Source organism: Castellaniella sp. UC4447_H14 (assembly GCF_052978285.1).
This window is the reverse complement of record NZ_CM129666.1, coordinates 1,082,100-1,098,193: the sequence shown is the minus strand read 5'-3', so window position 1 is coordinate 1,098,193 and position 16,094 is coordinate 1,082,100. Positions and strand designations below refer to the sequence as shown.

Below are 16,094 nucleotides of genomic sequence, written 5' to 3'. Positions count from 1 at the left end.
TCGTTGCATTCATAAGTAGTCAATATTCGTCATCCATCAGGAGCAAGACCATGAAACTCACCAAGACCCTGGGCGCGCTTGCCCTGGCTTTGGGCACAGCCGTCGCCTTCAGCCCCGTCCATGCCAAGGACCTCAGGATCGGCGTCGTCATGCCGATGTCCGGCCCGTTTGCCGCACATGGCAAGCAGATCCAGCATGGCATCGATCTGTATATGGCAGAGCATGGTGACACGGTCGCCGGCCGCAAGGTGAAAATCATCGTCAAGGATGACACGGGCATTTCGCCCTCTGTGGCCAAGCGCCAGGCCCAGGAACTCATCATCAAGGACAAGGTTGACATCCTGGCCGGTTTCACGCTGACGCCCAATGCCTTCTCGGTTGCGCCGCTGGCGACGGAAGCCAAGATCCCCATGGTGGTGCTCAACGCGGCGACCTCGTCCATTACCGAGAAATCGCCCAATATCGTGCGCGTGTCAATGACGCTGCCGCAGAACACGGCACCCATGGCCGAGTGGGCCTACAAGAATGGCGTGCGCTCGGTCTACACCCTGGTCGCGGACTACGGCCCCGGGCACGATGCCGAGAAGCAGTTCCAGAAGACCTTCACGGGGCTGGGCGGCAAGATTGTCGGCGAGGTCCGCACCCCGGTGAACACCGCCGACTATTCGCCATTTTTGCAGCGTGTGAAGGATTCCAAGCCGGATGCCGCGTTCCTGTTCGTGCCCAATGGCGAAGCTGTGGTGGCGCTGGCCAAGGGGTTCAAGGAACGGGGCCTGGACAAGGATGGCATCAAGGAACTCGCAACGGGTGACCTGACGGACGAAGACCTCATCGATGCCTCGGGGGATGCGGCGTTGGGCATGATCACGTCGTTCCACTATTCTCAGGCGCATGACTCGCCCGAGAACAAGGCGTTCGTCGCGGCCTATCTCAAGGCCTACCCGAAAGATCGCCCGAACTTCATGGCGGTGGCCGGCTACGACGGCATGCACATGATCTATCATGCCCTCGAGGAGACCAAGGGTGATGCGAGCGTCGATGCGTTCATGAAGGCGGTCAAGGGCATGAAGTGGGTCAGCCCGCGCGGACCCGTGGAAATCGACCCGCAGACGCGCGACATCATCCAGAATGTCTACATCCGCAAGGCGGAGCGCGTGAACGGCGAGCTGCAGAACGTCGAATTCGCCACCTTCAAGGCGGTCAAGGATCCCGGCAAGCAGAGCTGACACCAGCCCCGACGGGCAGACCGTGCCGGAGCCGCGCGGTCTGCCATCTTCTTCTGGATGAATCATGACGATATTTTTCGATGGCGTGGCCTTTGGCATGCTGTTGTTCCTGATCAGCGTCGGCCTGTCGGTCACCCTGGGGCTGATGAACTTCATCAACCTGGCCCACGGCGCTTTTGCGATGCTCGGCGGCTATGCGTGCGTGGTGCTGCTCAACCGCTACGGCGTCCCGTTTCTGGCGACGCTGCCGGTGGCGATTCTGGTACCGGCGCTGGCGGGCATCGTGCTCGAAAAGACGCTGTACCGGCGCCTCTACGCGGCCTCTGAGCTGGATCAGGTGCTGTTTTCAATCGGCCTGGTATTCATGGCGGTGGCCACGGCTCACTATTTCTTCGGCGCCCAGCAACAGCCGCTGCATCTCCCCGATTTCCTCCAGGGCCAGATTCACTTGCCCGGGATGGACGTGGGCGTCTACAGGCTGTTTCTCATTGTGGTGGGGCTCGTCGTCGCGTTCGGCCTGCAGTGGTCCGTCATCAAGACGCCGTTTGGCGCCAAGCTGCGCGCGTCGGTGGACAACCAGAGGGTTGCGCGCGGACTGGGGATCGACGTCAACCGGGTGTTCAGCCTGACTTTTGCACTGGGCTCGGCGCTGGCCGGCCTGGGCGGGGCCATGGGGGTGGAGATGCTGGGGCTGGATCCCGAGTTCCCCGTGAAGTATCTGGTGTACTTCCTGATTGTCGTGACAGTCGGCGGCAGCGGCAATATTCTGGGGTCGCTCTACGCCGCGATCCTGCTGGGCGTGGCCGACGTGGCCGGCAAATACTACATTCCGCAGATCGGCGCTTTCATCATCTATGCGGTGATGGTCGCGGCCCTGATTTTCCGCCCCCATGGCCTGTTTGGCCGCTCTCACAATTAAGCGTTCGACATGTCGACACTCTCTCTGAACAAGGCTTCCCCGGATCCTTCCGGCGGTGCCGATCCACTGGCCCGCTATCGTCGGTCGGCCCATTGGAAGCCGCTGGAATATCTGTTCTGGCTCCTGCCTGTCGCGGCGTACTTCCTGTTTCCGGGGAATTATCTGCTGCTCAGTCAGATCGCCATCACCGGGCTGTTCGCACTCTCGCTGGATCTGATTTTCGGTTACGCCGGCCTGATTTCATTGGGACACGCGGCCTTCTTCGGCGTGGGGGCGTACACGGTGGGGTTCCTCGGCACCAACGGTCTGGGTGACCCGATACTCGGGCTGGTGCTGGCGGCCGTGTTCGCCGCGCTGCTCGGATTCCTGAGCAGCTTTCTGCTGTTGCGCGGCAACGATCTGTCGCGTCTGATGGTGACCCTGGGCGTGGCCCTCATGCTCTATGAGCTGGCCAACAAGTTCACGAGCATCACGGGCGGGGTGGACGGCATGCCGGGCATCGAGGTGAAGCCGATTCTCGGGCTGTTCGACTTCGACATGTTCGGGCGCGTCGGATTCGTCTACTCGGTCGTGGTGCTCTTCGTGCTGTTCTGGTTTGCCCGCAGGCTGGTGCATTCCCCTTTTGGCCAGAGCCTGCGGGGCATTCACATGAACGCGCTGCGCATGCCCGCGCTGGGGGTGCCGGTGAACCGCCGCCTCGTGAAGATCTACACGATAGGCGCGGCCTACGCCGGCGTGGCCGGCGCGCTTCTCGCGCAGACCAACCAGTTCGTCTCGCTGGACGTGTTGAGCTTTCAGCGCTCGGCGGATCTGCTGCTCATCCTGATCCTGGGCGGGGCGGGGCATCTGTACGGCGGCATCATTGGCGCCGTGGTCTTCGTGGTCATCAACTACTTTCTCTCGGACATGAACCCCCAGTACTGGCAGTTCTGGCTAGGGCTGATTCTGGTGCTCATCGTGTTGTTCGCGCGCGGCGGGATCCTCGGCACGGCCCGACAGTGGATGGACTCGCGCCGCCGCGCCCGCGCGCATTCGCGCACGGGAGAAGCCTCATGAGCGCGGTGCTGCAGACGCGCGACCTGGTGCGCACGTTCGGGGCCTTCGTGGTCACCGACCGCGTGAATCTCTCGGTCGCGGCGGGCGCCCGCCACGCGCTCATCGGGCCCAATGGCGCCGGCAAGACCACCCTCATCAACCTGCTGACCGGCTATCTGGAGCCCACAGCGGGCAGCGTGATCCTGATGGATCAGGATGTGACTCGCATGCCGCAGCACGATCGCTGCCGCCGGGGATTGGTGCGCACGTTCCAGATCAACCAGCTCTTCAAGGACATGACGGTGCTGGAATCCGTGGCGCTGGCCGTGAGCGAACGCCAGGGGCTCGGTACGCAGTGGTGGCGCCCGCTGGCGCGCCGCGGCGAGGTTGTGGACGAGGCCGCCGCCATCCTGGAGCGGCTGAAGCTGTTGCCCGACGCGCTGGAAACCACACGAAATCTGGCCTACGGCCGCCAGCGCCTGATCGAGATCGCGCTGGCGCTGGCCCTGGAACCCAAAGTGCTGCTGCTGGACGAGCCTGCGGCCGGCGTTCCGACGGGCGAAAGCCAAGAGCTTTTCGAGACCATCGCGCAGCTCCCGCGCGACGTCACCATTTTGCTGATCGAACACGACATGAACCTGGTGTTCCGCTTTGCCGACCGCATCTCGGTGCTGGTTTCGGGGGCCTTGCTGGTCGAGGACACCCCCGACGTCATTGCGCACCATCCACGCGTGAAGGAAGTCTACCTCGGAGAGTCCCATGTCTGAGCTGCTGCACCTGGAAAACGTCTGGGCTGGGTACGGCGACGCGGTGGTGCTTGAAGACGTGTCGCTGACGCTGAATTCGGGCGACAGCCTGGCGCTGCTCGGGCGCAACGGCATGGGCAAGACCACGCTCCTGGCAACCCTCATGGGCGCCACGCGCCTGCGGCGCGGCAAGATCCTGTACTGCGGCAATGACATAGCGCACGTGCCCAGCCATCTGCGGGCTCAGGCGGGTCTGGGGTGGGTTCCCCAGGAACGTGATGTCTTCCGGTCGCTCACGGTCGAGGAAAACCTGACGGTGGTGGCACGGCCCGGCGACTGGACGCTGGAACGTACCTATGCCATGTTTCCGCGCCTGGAAGAGCGCCGCGCCAACCTGGGCAGCCAGTTGTCGGGCGGCGAGCAGCAGATGCTCGCCATGGGGCGGGCGCTGATGCTCAACCCCAAGGTCCTGTTGCTGGATGAGCCCCTCGAAGGCTTGGCGCCGCTCATTGCCCAGGAACTGCTGCATATCATCGACCGAATGGTATCCGACGGCCGCATGGCCGTGATTCTGGTCGAGCAGCACGCCCGCCAGATCCTGCCCATCACACGCCAGGCGCTGGTGCTGGAACGCGGCCGCGTGGTGTATTCGGGGCCGAGCGCGGCCCTGCTCGACGACGACGCGGCGCTGGACCGCTGGCTGGGGGCTGCGGCCGCCGAGCCTACACATTAGGAGGCCTTTCGATGCAGTTTCATCATGATGGCTACGTGTCGGGGGACCCGCGCCTGCAGGCGGCTGCGGGTGTGGGGGTGAACAGGCCCCATGACATCCCTGATCGAGTGGATGTCCTCATCGTGGGAACCGGCCCCGCCGGCATGATCACGGCGGCGCAGCTGTCGCAGTTCGCGGACGTCACGACTCGCATTGTGGAACGCCGTGGCGGACGTCTGGAAATCGGCCAGGCGGATGGCATTCAGCCGCGCAGCGTCGAGACCTTCGACGCCTTCGGCTTCGCCGAACGGATCGTGGCGGAAGGCTGCAAGATCACCGAGACGGCTTTCTGGAAGCCGGACCCGGCCGATCCGTCGCGCGTCGTGCGCACCTCGCGTGTGCTCGAAGATCCCAATGGCGTCAGCGAATACCCGCACATCACCGTCAACCAGGCGCGGGTGCTGGATTATTTTGCGGAATTCATGGCGTACGCGCCTACCCGGATGCGCCCGGACTATGGCGTGGAATTCCAGGGGCTGGAAATCACGGACGATCCGGATCATCCCGTGGCGGTCACGCTCGTCCACACCGAAGGGCCGCACAAGGGCGAGACGCGCACCGTGCGGGCCCGATATGTGGTTGGCGCCGATGGTGCCCACAGCCGGGTGCGCGAAGCGATAGGCTGCAAGGCGGAGGGGGATTCTTCCCACCATGCCTGGGGGGTGATGGACGTCCTGGCGGTGTCCGATTTCCCGGACATCCGCGTCAAATGCGCCATACAGTCCGAATCCCATGGCAGCATCCTGCTCATCCCGCGGGAAGGCGGCCACATGTTCCGCCTGTACGTGGATCTGGGCGACGTGCCGCCCGGCGACCGGACCATCCGCCAGACCACGGTCGAGCAGACCATCGCGCGGGCGCGGCAAATCTTCCATCCCTATACGCTGGATGTGCGCGACGTCGCCTGGTACAGCGTCTATCAGGTGGGCCACCGCGTGTGCGATCGCTTCGACGACGTGCCGGCGGACCAGATCGGCCGGCGCCTGCCGCGCGTGTTCATTGCCGGCGATGCCAGCCATACGCACAGCGCCAAGGCGGGGCAGGGCATGAATGTGTCCCTGCAGGACGGCTTCAACCTGGGGTGGAAGCTGGGACACGTGCTGCAGGGTCGCAGCCCGGCCAGCCTGCTCGCCACGTATTCGGCCGAGCGCCGGGTGATCGGCCAGGACATCATCGAGTTCGACAAGCGCTGGGCCAGTACCCTGGCCAAGCGCCCCGAAGACTTCGACAACCCCACGGACCTGGAAAACGCCTACCTGCGGATCACCGAGTTTGCCCAGGGGTTCATGACGCAGTACGCGCCGTCCCCGATCACCGGCACGGCTGATTTTCAGCATCTGGCGACCGGGTTTCCCATCGGCAAGCGTTTTCGCTCGGCGCCAGCCACCCGCGTGGCGGACGCCGATATCCTTGAAATCGGCCATGAGCACCGGGCCGATGGCCGCTGGCGAATCTATGTGTTTGCCGACGCGGCGCCGGCGGGGACGTCCGCAGCCATCCGTGCATTGGGAGACTGGCTGGCGCAGTCGCCGGAGTCGCCCCTGCGTCGCGCGACGCCTTCGGACCTGGATGCCAATGCCTGGTTCGACCTCAAGATCATCTATCAGCAGGCCCACATCGACGTGGATCCCGGCCAGGTTCCGGCCGCGTTCATGCCGCGCGTGGGGCGGTTCGACCTGATCGACTACTCGGGGGTCTATGCGGCCACGCCCGGCGACGATATCTTCGAACGGCGCGGCGTGGATCGGTCGGGTGCCATCGTGGTGGTGCGGCCCGACATGTATGTGGCCCATGTGCTGCCTTTGATGGCGACCGAGGCGCTGGGGCGGTTTTTCCGGGAAATCACACTGCCGCAGCGGTGAATCCGGCGTGCGGGCAGGGCGGTGCCAGTCGAGTGCGGCCCGCCCGCGCGATCGGACACGAAGCCGCAGGGCCGGCCTGTTGTCCGAGTGGGTATTAAGGCTGCGATCGGGGGATTCAGGCTACAGTCGTCTCGTCCACGCTTGGGCGGAAATCTCCAGGAGGCTCCATGTCTCGCTCTGAACCTTTCCATGCGCCTTCGGCGCTCAACGTCATCCGGGACGAACACCGTGCCATGGCCGCTGTTCTGGATGCCCTGGCCCATGTGGTTCGCGACATCGATGCAGGGCGGATGAAACCCGATCACACGCTGCTGGCCAGCATGGTCGACTACATCGCCGAGATGCCCGACAAGCTGCATCACCCCAAGGAAGACCGCATCTTTGTCCTGCTGCGGTCCAAGACCCACGATCTGGATGCCTGCCTGGCCGCGCTCGAAGCGGAACACCGGCAATCCGTTCCGGCGACCAGTGCGCTGGATCGCGCGCTGGTGCATTACCTGCAGGCGGGCGCGGACGGGTTTGGCGCGTTCCGCGATGCGGCACTGGCCTACGTCGGCCACGAGTTCCGTCACATGAGCATGGAAGAGCGCCATGTATTCCCCGCAGCGCGGCGGCTCCTGACGGCGGACGAGTGGGACGAGATCAACGCCGATTTTTCGCGCAATAGCGACCCGTGGTCCGGCCTTGACGACCGCTTCGTGAAACTCTTCCGCCAGATTGCGATGCTGATGCCGGCGCCCATCGGATTGGGCGATCCGCAAAGCTAGGGCAATCCCGGAGCCCGTCGTACGTTGAATCGCTGGACCGGTGCGGCGGTTCGTGGCAAGCTGGTGCCCCAATTCGCCACGATTCGTCATCAGTCATAACAATTCGACATAGCAGCTAGTGAGGCTCTATCCTTAACGGGCACGGGACTAGCGGCCATAATGAGCCCTCGGGCCGGGATACCGATTCGCGGCCGTTCGCATCATCGCAATCTCAAAGGAGCGAGACATGAAGTTCAGCAAGACGATGGGGGCCGTGGCTTTGGCCCTGGGAGCGGCGGTGGCCGTGAGCCCCGTGCAGGCCAAGGATCTGAAGATCGGCCTGGTGCTGTCGGTATCCGGGCCATTCGCGCCCTATGCCAAGCAGATCAGCCACGGCGTGGATTTGTATATCGCCGAGCATGGCGACACGGTGGCCGGCCGCAAGGTCCAGGTCATCATCAAGGACGACACCGGCATGGCGCCCGCAGTCGCCAAGCGCCAGGCGCAGGAGCTGCTGACCAAGGACAAGGTTGACATCCTGGCCGGTTTCGACCTGACGCCGAACGCGTTTTCGGTGGCCCCGCTTGCCACCGAGGCCAAGGTTCCGATGGTGGTGATGAACGCAGCGACCTCGTCGGTGACGGAAAAGTCGCCGAACATCGTCCGTGTGTCGATGACGCTGCCGCAAAGCTCATGGGCGATGGCGGAGTGGGCCTACAAGAACGGCGTGCGCAAGGTCTACACGCTGGTGGCGGATTATGGTCCCGGGCATGACGCCGAGAAACAGTTCCAGAAGACGTTCACGGCGCTGGGCGGTCAGGTCGTGGGCGAGGTCCGTACCCCCGTCACCACGCCGGATTATTCGCCCTTCCTGCAACGCATGAAGGACGCCAAGCCGGATGCGGCCTTCTTCTTCGTGCCGCCGGGCAGCTCCATGGTGGCGCTGCTCAAGCAGTTTCGCGAGATGGGGCTGGAAAAGGCCGGCATCAAGGAACTGGGCACAGGCGACATGACGGACGAGGATTCGCTGGCCGCCATGGGGGATTCGGCGCTGGGCATGATCACGGCCTTCCACTATTCGGAAAACCACGATTCGCCTGAAAACAAGAAATTCGTGGCGGCCTACAAAAAGGCCTACCCCAAGGATCGCCCCAACTTCATGTCCGTGGGTGGCTACGACGGCATGCACCTGATCTATCAGGCGCTGGAAAAGACGAAGGGCGACGCCAGTGCCGAGGCCTTCATGAAAGCCGTGAAGGGCATGCAATGGGAAAGCCCGCGCGGTCCGGTGCAGATCGATCCGCAAACGCGCGACATCATCCAGAACGAGTACATCCGCAAGCTGGAGAAGGTGGACGGCGTGGCGCAGAACGTGGAGTTCTTCACGTTCAAGGACGTCAAGGATCCGGGCAAGTAATCGGTCGACCGAAGCCCACGGGGGCGCGCGATTCGTGATTCACGGATCGCGCGCCTTCTTCATTTCGGGGCCTCGGTGTAGAGTTCCAGCATCAGGCCGCGCAGCCACCGGTTGGCGGGATCCCCATCGTAGCGGGGGCTCCAGTGGACGCTCACGTCGAGTTCCCGCATGGGGAAATCCGCGTCGATGACGGCGAATCGCCGGTGCGGTGCAAAGGAAGACAACGCGACGTTGCGCGGCATGATGACCGCCAGATCGGTCGCTTCGATAATGGCGGGCAGCGCCATGAAATGTTCGGTGGTCAGCCGGACTCGATCCCCCAGTTGCAAGGCTTCCAGCGCGGTGTGAGTGTAGGCATGCGTGCGGACCGTGATGAATTCCAATGCCCGGATGTCGGCGGCGCGCGCGATGCCTTGGGGGCGGGCCCGGCTGAAGGGATGTCCGTCGCGCATCAGGATGGCGTAGCGGTCCTGAAACAGGGTTGCTGAACGCATGCCTCTCAGGTTGGGCAGGAAGCCGACGGCGAGGTCCACGCGACCCTGATCCATGGCCAGCGCGAGTTCGGCCATTCCCGGATGCAGGGTCTCGATGCGGGTATGCGGGGCGCGCAGCCTGAGGGCTGTGATGAATTGCGGCAGGAACCGGCCCTCGCCGATATCCGTCATGTAGAGTCGAAAGACGCGTTCGGCCTTTGCGGGATCGAAACCCGCGGAATCGACGACCGCGCGCTCCAGCGCGTGCAAGGCTGCGTGGATGGCTGGCGCCATGCGCTCGGCGCGGGGCGTGGGGCGAACGCCGCCTCCGGCACGCACGAACAGCGGATCGCTCAGGGCCGTGCGCAATCGGGTGAGGCCCTGGCTCACGGCGGGCTGGGTGAGCCCGAGGGTATCGGCGGCTTGGGTCACGCTGCGCGCTGCGTAGATGAAATCGAAGAGTCGCAGCAGGTTCAGGTCCAATGCTTTGATATTCATTATTCTAATGTCGGATATCTAAAATATTTTATTGATTTATATCATGGATCCCATCAATATTGGGAAAGCGATTCCTGTGCTTCGGATCGGTCAGGCGGACAGGCGGGTGACCGGCCGAGAGGCAACCCCGGAGCACCGTTGAACATCAAAAAGATGGCCCACGACAGGGCCCGGAGGACGACATGGAGCAGGGCGCGGTGCGCGAACGCGTGCGTGAAGGCGATGTGGCGATGCAGGTGCCGGTTCGCCAGGCGGTGACGGACTTGCTGCGCGAGTTCGGCATGACGACGTTGTTCGGCAACCCGGGTTCGACGGAACTGGGCTTCTTCCTCGATTTTCCGGAGGACTTCCGCTATGTGCTGGGCCTGCAGGAGTCCGTGGTGGTGGGCATGGCCGACGGCTACGCCCAGGCGACTCATAATGCCGCGTTCGTCAATCTGCACGCGGCCGTGGGCGTCGGGCACGCCATGGGGGCGATCTTCACCGCTTATCGCAATCGCACGCCGCTGATCATCACGGCCGGACAGCAGTCCCGCGCGATCCTGCCCTTCGAGCCCTTCCTGTTCTCCAGCCAGGCGACGGAGCTGCCCAAGCCCTACGTCAAGTGGAGTGTGGAGCCGGCGCGCGCCGAAGATGTCCCGCTCGCGATTGCGCGGGCGTATTACATGGCCATGCAGCCTCCCTGTGGGCCGGTGCTGGTGTCGGTACCCGCCGACGATTGGAGCAAGCCTTGCACGCCGGTGAAGGCACGCCGGGTGAGCCGTTCCATCCGACCGGACGGAGCGCTGCTCGATGTGATCGGCCGGCAACTCGACGCCTCCCGACATCCGGCCTTCGTGGTGGGCGCCGCCGTGGATCGCGACGGAGCCTGGGATGACGTAGTGGCGCTCGCCGAGCGCCACCAGGCTTCAGTCTGGGTGGCCCCCATGTCGGGTCGCAATGGCTTTCCGGAGGACCACCGCCTGTTTGGCGGGTTCCTGCCGGCCGCGCGTGAACGCATCGTCGAACTGCTGTCGGGACATGACTTCATTCTTGCCCTGGGTGCGGCGGCTTTCACCTATCACGTCGAAGGATACGGTCCGCATATTCCGCCGGGCAGCCGGCTCGCGCAGATCGTGGACGACCCGAATACGGTGGCCTGGGCTCCCGAGGGGACGGCCGTGGTCGGCAGCGTGCGCTCGAGCGTGCAGGACCTCCTGGCCCGGCCGCAGCCTGCGGTGCGCCGCCCGCCGCAGCCCCGGGCTCCAGCCGCTGAGGCGCGGCCCGGCACGCCCATGAGCGTCGCGTATGCCTTGCAGACGCTCGCCCGCGTGCGGTCCCCGGACTCCATCATCGTCGAGGAAGCGCCCAGCGCCCGACCGGTGATGCAGCGCTATCTGCCGATCCTGCGTCCAGAGACCTTCTACACCATGTGCAGCGGTGGCCTGGGTTTCGGCCTGCCGGCGGCTGTGGGGGTCGCCCTGGGAAAACCGGGCTGCAAGGTGATCGGTCTCATCGGAGACGGCTCCAGCCTGTATTCCATCCAGGGATTATGGAACGCGGCCCAACTGGGGTTGCCCATCACGTTCCTGATCCTGAAGAATGGCAGCTATGCGGCGCTGCGCGAATTCGCGCCGGTGTATGGCTTCACGCCCAAGGACGAGTTGCGCGGCATCGATCTGCCCGGTATCGACTTCGTGGCCATGGCGCGCAGCCTGGGTTGCGAGGCCGAGCGCGTCTCGGATCCGCTGGCATTGCCGGAGGTCCTGCGCCGGACGCTGGAGGCTTCGCGTCCCACGTTGGTCGAGATCGGGGTTGCCTGACAGGGCACCCCATATAACGAGGAGGACACATGAGCACGATTTCAATGTTGATCAATGGCGAGCATCGCGCTGCGAGCAACGGCCATACCTTCGAACGGCGCAATCCGCTGGACGGCAATGTGGCCACCGAGGCGCCCGCCGCGACGCCGCAGGACGCCCGGGCGGCCGTGCAGGCCGCCGCCGACGCATTCGTGCAGTGGTCGCAGACGGGGCCGGGTCAGCGGCGCCAGATGCTGTCCCAGGCCGCCGACGCCCTGGCGGCGCGCAAGGATGCGTTCGTTGCCGCGATGGCGGCGGAAACCGGATCCTCGGCGCTGTGGGCGGAGTTCAACGTCCATCTGGCCGCCGGCATGCTGCGTGAAGCAGCGGCGCTGACCTCGCAGATCGGCGGCGAGGTGATTCCTTCCGATGTGCCCGGCAACCTGGCGATGGGCCTGCGGGTGCCGGCCGGCGTGGTGGTGGGCATGGCGCCCTGGAACGCGCCGGTCATTCTGGGCGTGCGTGCCGTGGCCACGCCGCTGGCTTGCGGCAATACGGTCGTGCTGAAGGGCTCCGAGATGTGTCCGGCCACGCATGGACTGATCATCGAGGCCCTTCAGGAAGGCGGGCTGCCCGCCGGAGTGGTGAACTTCATCACCAATGCGCCCAAGGATGCCCCTGAAGTCGTGGAGGCGCTGGTTTCGCACGCGGCCACCCGCCGCGTGAACTTCACCGGCTCCACCAAGGTCGGGCGCATCATTGCCGAGCTGTGCGCCCGTCATCTGAAGCCCGTCATCCTGGAGCTGGGCGGCAAGGCGCCGCTGGTGGTGCTGGATGACGCTGATCTGGAAACCGCCGTGAACGCGACGGCATTCGGTGCTTTCGCCAATTCCGGCCAGATCTGCATGTCCACCGAGCGCATCGTGGTGGATGAAAAGGTCGCCGACGCCTTCGTCGAGCGCCTGGTGAGCAAGGTCAAGGGTCTGCCGCTGGGCGATCCGCGCAAGGGTCCCGTGGTGCTGGGGTCGCTGGTGGATATTTCCGCCGTTGAACGCTGCAACGCCATGATCGACGACGCCATCGCCAAGGGCGCGAAGCTCCTGTGCGGGGGCAAGGCGGACAGCACGCTCATGCCGGCGACGCTGCTCGACCATGTCACGCCCGCGATGCGCATCTACGGCGAGGAAACCTTCGGTCCGGTCAAGGCCATCGTCCGGGTGTCCGGCGAAGAGGCGGCGGTGGCCTGCGCCAATGACACGGCGTATGGGCTGTCGTCGGCGGTGATCGGGGCGGACGTCGCCCGCGCCTTGCGCGTGGCAGGGCGTATCCAGTCCGGAATCTGCCATATCAACGGGCCCACCGTGCACGACGAACCGCAGATGCCGTTTGGCGGCGTGAAGGACAGCGGGTACGGGCGTTTTGGCGGCAAGCCCGGCATTGAGGCCTTCACCGATGTGCGCTGGGTGTCGGTACAGACGACACCGCGCGCCTACCCGTTCTGATGGATCGCTCCGGATCCGGAAGCGACCCGGGTCCGTGCCCCGCGAAGCGACACCCACTACAAAGTTGTCACGCGACAGGAGACATCATGCATACCCCTCTGGAACATGAGGCGCATGCCGCATCGGTCTTGCTCCCGGAACAGTTCGGGCCGACGGGGCGGTGGCTGCTGGCCGTATGCAAATTCTTTGCGGCGGTGGGCGGGCTTGCGTTTGTAGCCCTGGTGGCCATGTCCTTGATTTCCATCGTGGGGCGCAAGCTGTTTTCCATGCCGGTCCCCGGCGATATGGAGGTCCTGATGATGGTGTCGGCGGCCGCGTCGGCCGCATTCTTTGCGTATTGCCATCTGGAAGGCGAGGACCTCAAGGTCGACTTTTTCACGTCTCGTTGCGGTCCCCGGACGGTGCACTCCCTGGACGCCCTCGGGTCCTTGCTGATCGCGATTTTCGGGGCCCTGATCGCGTGGCGTAGCTGGGCGGGCGCACTATCGTTGCGCGATGCGGGTGAAACATCGGCCATTCTGGGGTGGCCGGTGTGGCTCGCGCAGGCCGGGATGGTGCCGGGCTTCATACTGCTCGCCATTGCGGGACTCTATACGTGCTGCCTGCATCTGCGGGCGTGTGGCAACCGCCATTCGGGAGACCGGTCATGAGCGGCGTCACGGTAGGCGTCATCATGTTCGCCGTGCTGCTGGCGCTCATGGTCGTCCGGATCCCCATCGGGATTTCGATGTTCATCTCCGGCGCCGGCGGCTACGTTTATCTGATGGGCGGAAACTGGGCCCCGCTCATGGCTTCTCTCAAGAACCTGGCCTATGCGCGGCTTTCCAACTATGACCTGGTAGTGATTCCGCTCTTTCTGCTGATGGGCCAGTTTGCCACCCATGGGGGTCTGAGCCGCAGCCTGTTCCGCTTCGTGAGCGCTTTTCTGGGGCACCGGCGTGGGGGCATCGCGATGGCCGCCGTGGGAACCTGTGCCGGTTTTGGCGCCATCTGCGGCTCATCGCTGGCGACCGCGGCCACCATGGGACAGGTGGTCCTGCCCGAACTGCGGCGCTATGGCTACGCGGGGAGCTTGGCCACCGGCACCCTGGCCGCCGGCGGCACGCTCGGGATCATGATTCCGCCTTCGGTTCCCCTCATCATCTACGCGATCCTGACGCAGGAATCCATTGGAAAGCTCTTCATGGCGGCCGTGATTCCCGGGCTCCTGGCGATGATCGGCTACATGATCGTGATCCAGATCATCGTGCGCTGGAAGCCCGAAATGGGGCCGGCGGGTCCCCGGGCGCCCTGGCCCGAGCGAATCAGGTCGGCGATCGAAGTGGGCCCGGTGCTGGCGGTCTTCTTTATCGTGATCGTGGGAATCTATGCGGGATGGGCCACTCCGACGGAGGCTGCAGCCATCGGCGCCGCCGCCTGCGGCATCATTGCCGTTGTCTCGGGCGGGCTGCGCTGGAAGGGGCTGCTGGACAGTGTGCTGGGAACCGCGCAGGCAACGGCCATGATCTACCTGGTCCTGCTGGGTGCCGACATGCTCAACGTGTCGCTGGCGGTCTCGCAATTGCCGGTGGAACTGGCGTCCTGGGTGAAGAACTGCGGGCTTTCGCCCTTCCTGATTATCGCGGCGGTGCTGGCGTCCTACATTCTGCTGGGATGCGTGATGGATTCGCTGGCCATGATTCTGCTGACGATTCCGATCTTCTACCCCATGGTCATCGGATTGGATTTCTATGGCATGACTGCGGGAGACAAGTCCATCTGGTTCGGGATACTGGCCCTCATGGTGGTCGAGATCGGCCTCGTCCATCCGCCGGTGGGTCTGAACGTCTACATCATCAACCGCATGGCCAAGGACGTTCCGCTCACCGAAACCTTCAAGGGAGTCGTGCCGTTCCTGATGTCGGATTTCGTCCGCATCATTGCGCTCGTCGCCTTTCCCAGTCTCACGCTGGTGCTGGTCAGGAGTTTCGGAGCGTTGTAGGGATTGATGGGTGTTGGGCAATAAGGCAGTGCCATCCAGCGGGTCTCGCACCCGCTCGTTCAAAAAGGAGACAAACATGAAGCAACACAAGAGAATCGGTGTGGCGCGGCGGCTCAGCCTGTTGGCGCTGGGTCTGGCGGTGGCCGGGATGGCTCACGCCGCCCCGCAGGTCGTGCTGCGGGTTGCGCATTTCCTGCCGGCCACCGCCAATGCGCAGGTCACGCTGATCCAGCCCTGGTGCGACAAGATCGCCCGGGAGTCCCACCAGAAGATGGTCTGCCAGATCTATCCGGCCATGCAGTTGGGCGGTACTCCCGCGCAGCTCTTCGATCAAGCCAAGGACGGTGTCGCGGACATCGTCTGGACGCTGCCCACCTATTCGGCCGGGCGCTTCACCAAGGCAGCGGTATTCGAACTGCCCTGGATGGAACGCAACGCGGAATCCGGCAGCCGCGCGTTGTGGATCTACACCCAGAAATATGCGCTCGACGAGTTCAAGGGCGTGCATCCCATCTTCATGCACGTCCATGGCGGCACGCTGCTGCATTTCGTGGACAAAAAGCCCAAGACGCTCGAGGACATGAGGGGCCTGAAGATCCGCTCCGCCAATCGCGTCAATTCGCAGATGCTGACCGCCCTTCACGCGGTCCCGGTGCAGATGCCGCTGCCGGCCGTGCCGGACGCCATGTCCAAAGGAGTGGTCGACGGGGCTGCGGTCCCATGGGAGGGCGTGCCTGCGATCAAGTTGGACGAGATCTCGCGCTATCACTTCGACGTGCCGAAAGGCAAGCCGCGCATGGGCAATTCGATTTTCCTGTTCGGCATGAACCAGGCACGTTACGACAGCCTGCCGCCGGATCTTAAAAAGGTCATCGACGACAACAGCGGCCCCGACGTATCGGCATGGGCCGGCCGCGTGACCTTTGACGCGAAGGAGGCCGAATTCATGAAGACCTCTCAGGAAAACGGCAGCACGTTCTACTACATGACCGATGCGGAGTATGCGCATTGGCAGGATGCCACCAAAGGCGTGGCGCAGCAGTGGATAGACGCGGTCGACAAGAAGGGCGCCGATGGCAAGGCGCTGCTGGCGGCGGCGAAGGACCTGCTGAAACAGTGACGAGAGAATCTGCTCA

The 16,094-nt window shown here is 64.3% G+C and carries 14 protein-coding genes; 13 read left to right on the top strand and 1 reads right to left on the bottom strand.

The genetic code is table 11. The features are described from left to right. The first annotated feature begins 50 nt into the window (after positions 1–50). The 8 genes from ACVCMJ_RS05355 (at position 51) to ACVCMJ_RS05320 (ending at position 8,723) form a co-directional block, all read left to right on the top strand. Positions 51–1,226, top strand: a complete 1,176-nt coding sequence (locus tag ACVCMJ_RS05355) for an ABC transporter substrate-binding protein (RefSeq protein ID WP_447080407.1) — start codon at positions 51–53, stop codon at positions 1,224–1,226. Positions 1,227–1,290: 64 nt separating this feature from the next. Then, positions 1,291–2,145, top strand: a complete 855-nt coding sequence (locus tag ACVCMJ_RS05350; protein WP_447080406.1) for a branched-chain amino acid ABC transporter permease — start codon at positions 1,291–1,293, stop codon at positions 2,143–2,145. A 9-nt stretch (positions 2,146–2,154) separates the two neighbouring features. Further along, positions 2,155–3,201, top strand: a complete 1,047-nt coding sequence (locus ACVCMJ_RS05345) for a branched-chain amino acid ABC transporter permease (protein ID WP_447080405.1) — start codon at positions 2,155–2,157, stop codon at positions 3,199–3,201. Continuing rightward, positions 3,198–3,947 carry an ABC transporter ATP-binding protein gene (locus ACVCMJ_RS05340; protein WP_447080404.1) on the top strand — a complete coding sequence of 250 codons (750 nt, stop codon included), beginning with the start codon at positions 3,198–3,200 and terminating at the stop codon, positions 3,945–3,947. Before ACVCMJ_RS05345 ends, ACVCMJ_RS05340 begins: the two co-directional genes overlap by 4 nt. After that, entirely contained in the window at positions 3,940–4,659 is a 720-nt protein-coding gene (locus tag ACVCMJ_RS05335; protein ID WP_447080403.1) for an ABC transporter ATP-binding protein, read from the top strand. The genes ACVCMJ_RS05340 and ACVCMJ_RS05335 overlap by 8 nt, the downstream gene beginning before the upstream one ends. Positions 4,660–4,670: 11 nt before the next feature. Beyond that, positions 4,671–6,560, top strand: coding sequence for an FAD-dependent monooxygenase (locus tag ACVCMJ_RS05330; protein WP_447080402.1), 1,890 nt, complete (start codon positions 4,671–4,673; stop codon positions 6,558–6,560). Between the two features lie 167 nt (positions 6,561–6,727). Beyond that, complete coding sequence (locus ACVCMJ_RS05325; RefSeq protein WP_447080401.1) at positions 6,728–7,327, top strand: hemerythrin domain-containing protein; 600 nt, start codon at positions 6,728–6,730, stop codon at positions 7,325–7,327. 226 nt (positions 7,328–7,553) lie between these two features. Next, positions 7,554–8,723, top strand: coding sequence for an ABC transporter substrate-binding protein (locus ACVCMJ_RS05320; protein ID WP_447080400.1), 1,170 nt, complete (start codon positions 7,554–7,556; stop codon positions 8,721–8,723). Positions 8,724–8,782: 59 nt separating this feature from the next. Here the strand turns inward: ACVCMJ_RS05320 and ACVCMJ_RS05315 are convergent, their stop codons facing one another. Next, positions 8,783–9,694 carry a LysR family transcriptional regulator gene (locus ACVCMJ_RS05315; RefSeq protein ID WP_447080399.1) on the bottom strand — a complete coding sequence of 304 codons (912 nt, stop codon included), beginning with the start codon at positions 9,692–9,694 and terminating at the stop codon, positions 8,783–8,785. 182 nt (positions 9,695–9,876) lie between these two features. Here ACVCMJ_RS05315 and mdlC point away from each other — a divergent pair, with 182 nt between their 5' ends. The 5 genes from mdlC (at position 9,877) to ACVCMJ_RS05290 (ending at position 16,078) form a co-directional block, all read left to right on the top strand. Further along, positions 9,877–11,496, top strand: coding sequence for a benzoylformate decarboxylase (gene mdlC / locus ACVCMJ_RS05310; RefSeq protein ID WP_447080398.1), 1,620 nt, complete (start codon positions 9,877–9,879; stop codon positions 11,494–11,496). A 29-nt stretch (positions 11,497–11,525) separates the two neighbouring features. Beyond that, a complete protein-coding gene (locus ACVCMJ_RS05305) occupies positions 11,526–12,977 on the top strand; it encodes an aldehyde dehydrogenase (protein ID WP_447080397.1) in 1,452 nt (483 codons plus the stop codon). Positions 12,978–13,063: 86 nt separating this feature from the next. Further along, on the top strand, positions 13,064–13,627 hold the full coding sequence (locus ACVCMJ_RS05300) for a TRAP transporter small permease (RefSeq protein WP_447080396.1): 564 nt from the start codon (positions 13,064–13,066) through the stop codon (positions 13,625–13,627). After that, a complete protein-coding gene (locus tag ACVCMJ_RS05295; RefSeq protein ID WP_447080395.1) occupies positions 13,624–14,958 on the top strand; it encodes a TRAP transporter large permease in 1,335 nt (444 codons plus the stop codon). Before ACVCMJ_RS05300 ends, ACVCMJ_RS05295 begins: the two co-directional genes overlap by 4 nt. A 76-nt stretch (positions 14,959–15,034) precedes the next feature. After that, entirely contained in the window at positions 15,035–16,078 is a 1,044-nt protein-coding gene (locus ACVCMJ_RS05290) for a TRAP transporter substrate-binding protein (RefSeq protein WP_447080394.1), read from the top strand. Positions 16,079–16,094: the final 16 nt, after the last annotated feature.

Bases quoted from the DNA above. Each gene is read 5' to 3' on its own strand.
- ACVCMJ_RS05320 (WP_447080400.1), top strand. From the start codon at position 7,554: ATGAAGTTCAGCAAGACGATGGGGGCCGTGGCTTTGGCCCTGGGAGCG.
- ACVCMJ_RS05295 (WP_447080395.1), top strand. From the start codon at position 13,624: ATGAGCGGCGTCACGGTAGGCGTCATCATGTTCGCCGTGCTGCTGGCG.
- ACVCMJ_RS05345 (WP_447080405.1), top strand. From the start codon at position 2,155: ATGTCGACACTCTCTCTGAACAAGGCTTCCCCGGATCCTTCCGGCGGT.
- ACVCMJ_RS05335 (WP_447080403.1), top strand. From the start codon at position 3,940: ATGTCTGAGCTGCTGCACCTGGAAAACGTCTGGGCTGGGTACGGCGAC.
- ACVCMJ_RS05290 (WP_447080394.1), top strand. From the start codon at position 15,035: ATGAAGCAACACAAGAGAATCGGTGTGGCGCGGCGGCTCAGCCTGTTG.
- ACVCMJ_RS05325 (WP_447080401.1), top strand. From the start codon at position 6,728: ATGTCTCGCTCTGAACCTTTCCATGCGCCTTCGGCGCTCAACGTCATC.
- ACVCMJ_RS05300 (WP_447080396.1), top strand. From the start codon at position 13,064: ATGCATACCCCTCTGGAACATGAGGCGCATGCCGCATCGGTCTTGCTC.
- ACVCMJ_RS05315 (WP_447080399.1), bottom strand. From the start codon at position 9,694: ATGAATATCAAAGCATTGGACCTGAACCTGCTGCGACTCTTCGATTTC.
- mdlC (WP_447080398.1), top strand. From the start codon at position 9,877: ATGGAGCAGGGCGCGGTGCGCGAACGCGTGCGTGAAGGCGATGTGGCG.
- ACVCMJ_RS05305 (WP_447080397.1), top strand. From the start codon at position 11,526: ATGAGCACGATTTCAATGTTGATCAATGGCGAGCATCGCGCTGCGAGC.
- ACVCMJ_RS05330 (WP_447080402.1), top strand. From the start codon at position 4,671: ATGCAGTTTCATCATGATGGCTACGTGTCGGGGGACCCGCGCCTGCAG.
- ACVCMJ_RS05350 (WP_447080406.1), top strand. From the start codon at position 1,291: ATGACGATATTTTTCGATGGCGTGGCCTTTGGCATGCTGTTGTTCCTG.
- ACVCMJ_RS05340 (WP_447080404.1), top strand. From the start codon at position 3,198: ATGAGCGCGGTGCTGCAGACGCGCGACCTGGTGCGCACGTTCGGGGCC.
- ACVCMJ_RS05355 (WP_447080407.1), top strand. From the start codon at position 51: ATGAAACTCACCAAGACCCTGGGCGCGCTTGCCCTGGCTTTGGGCACA.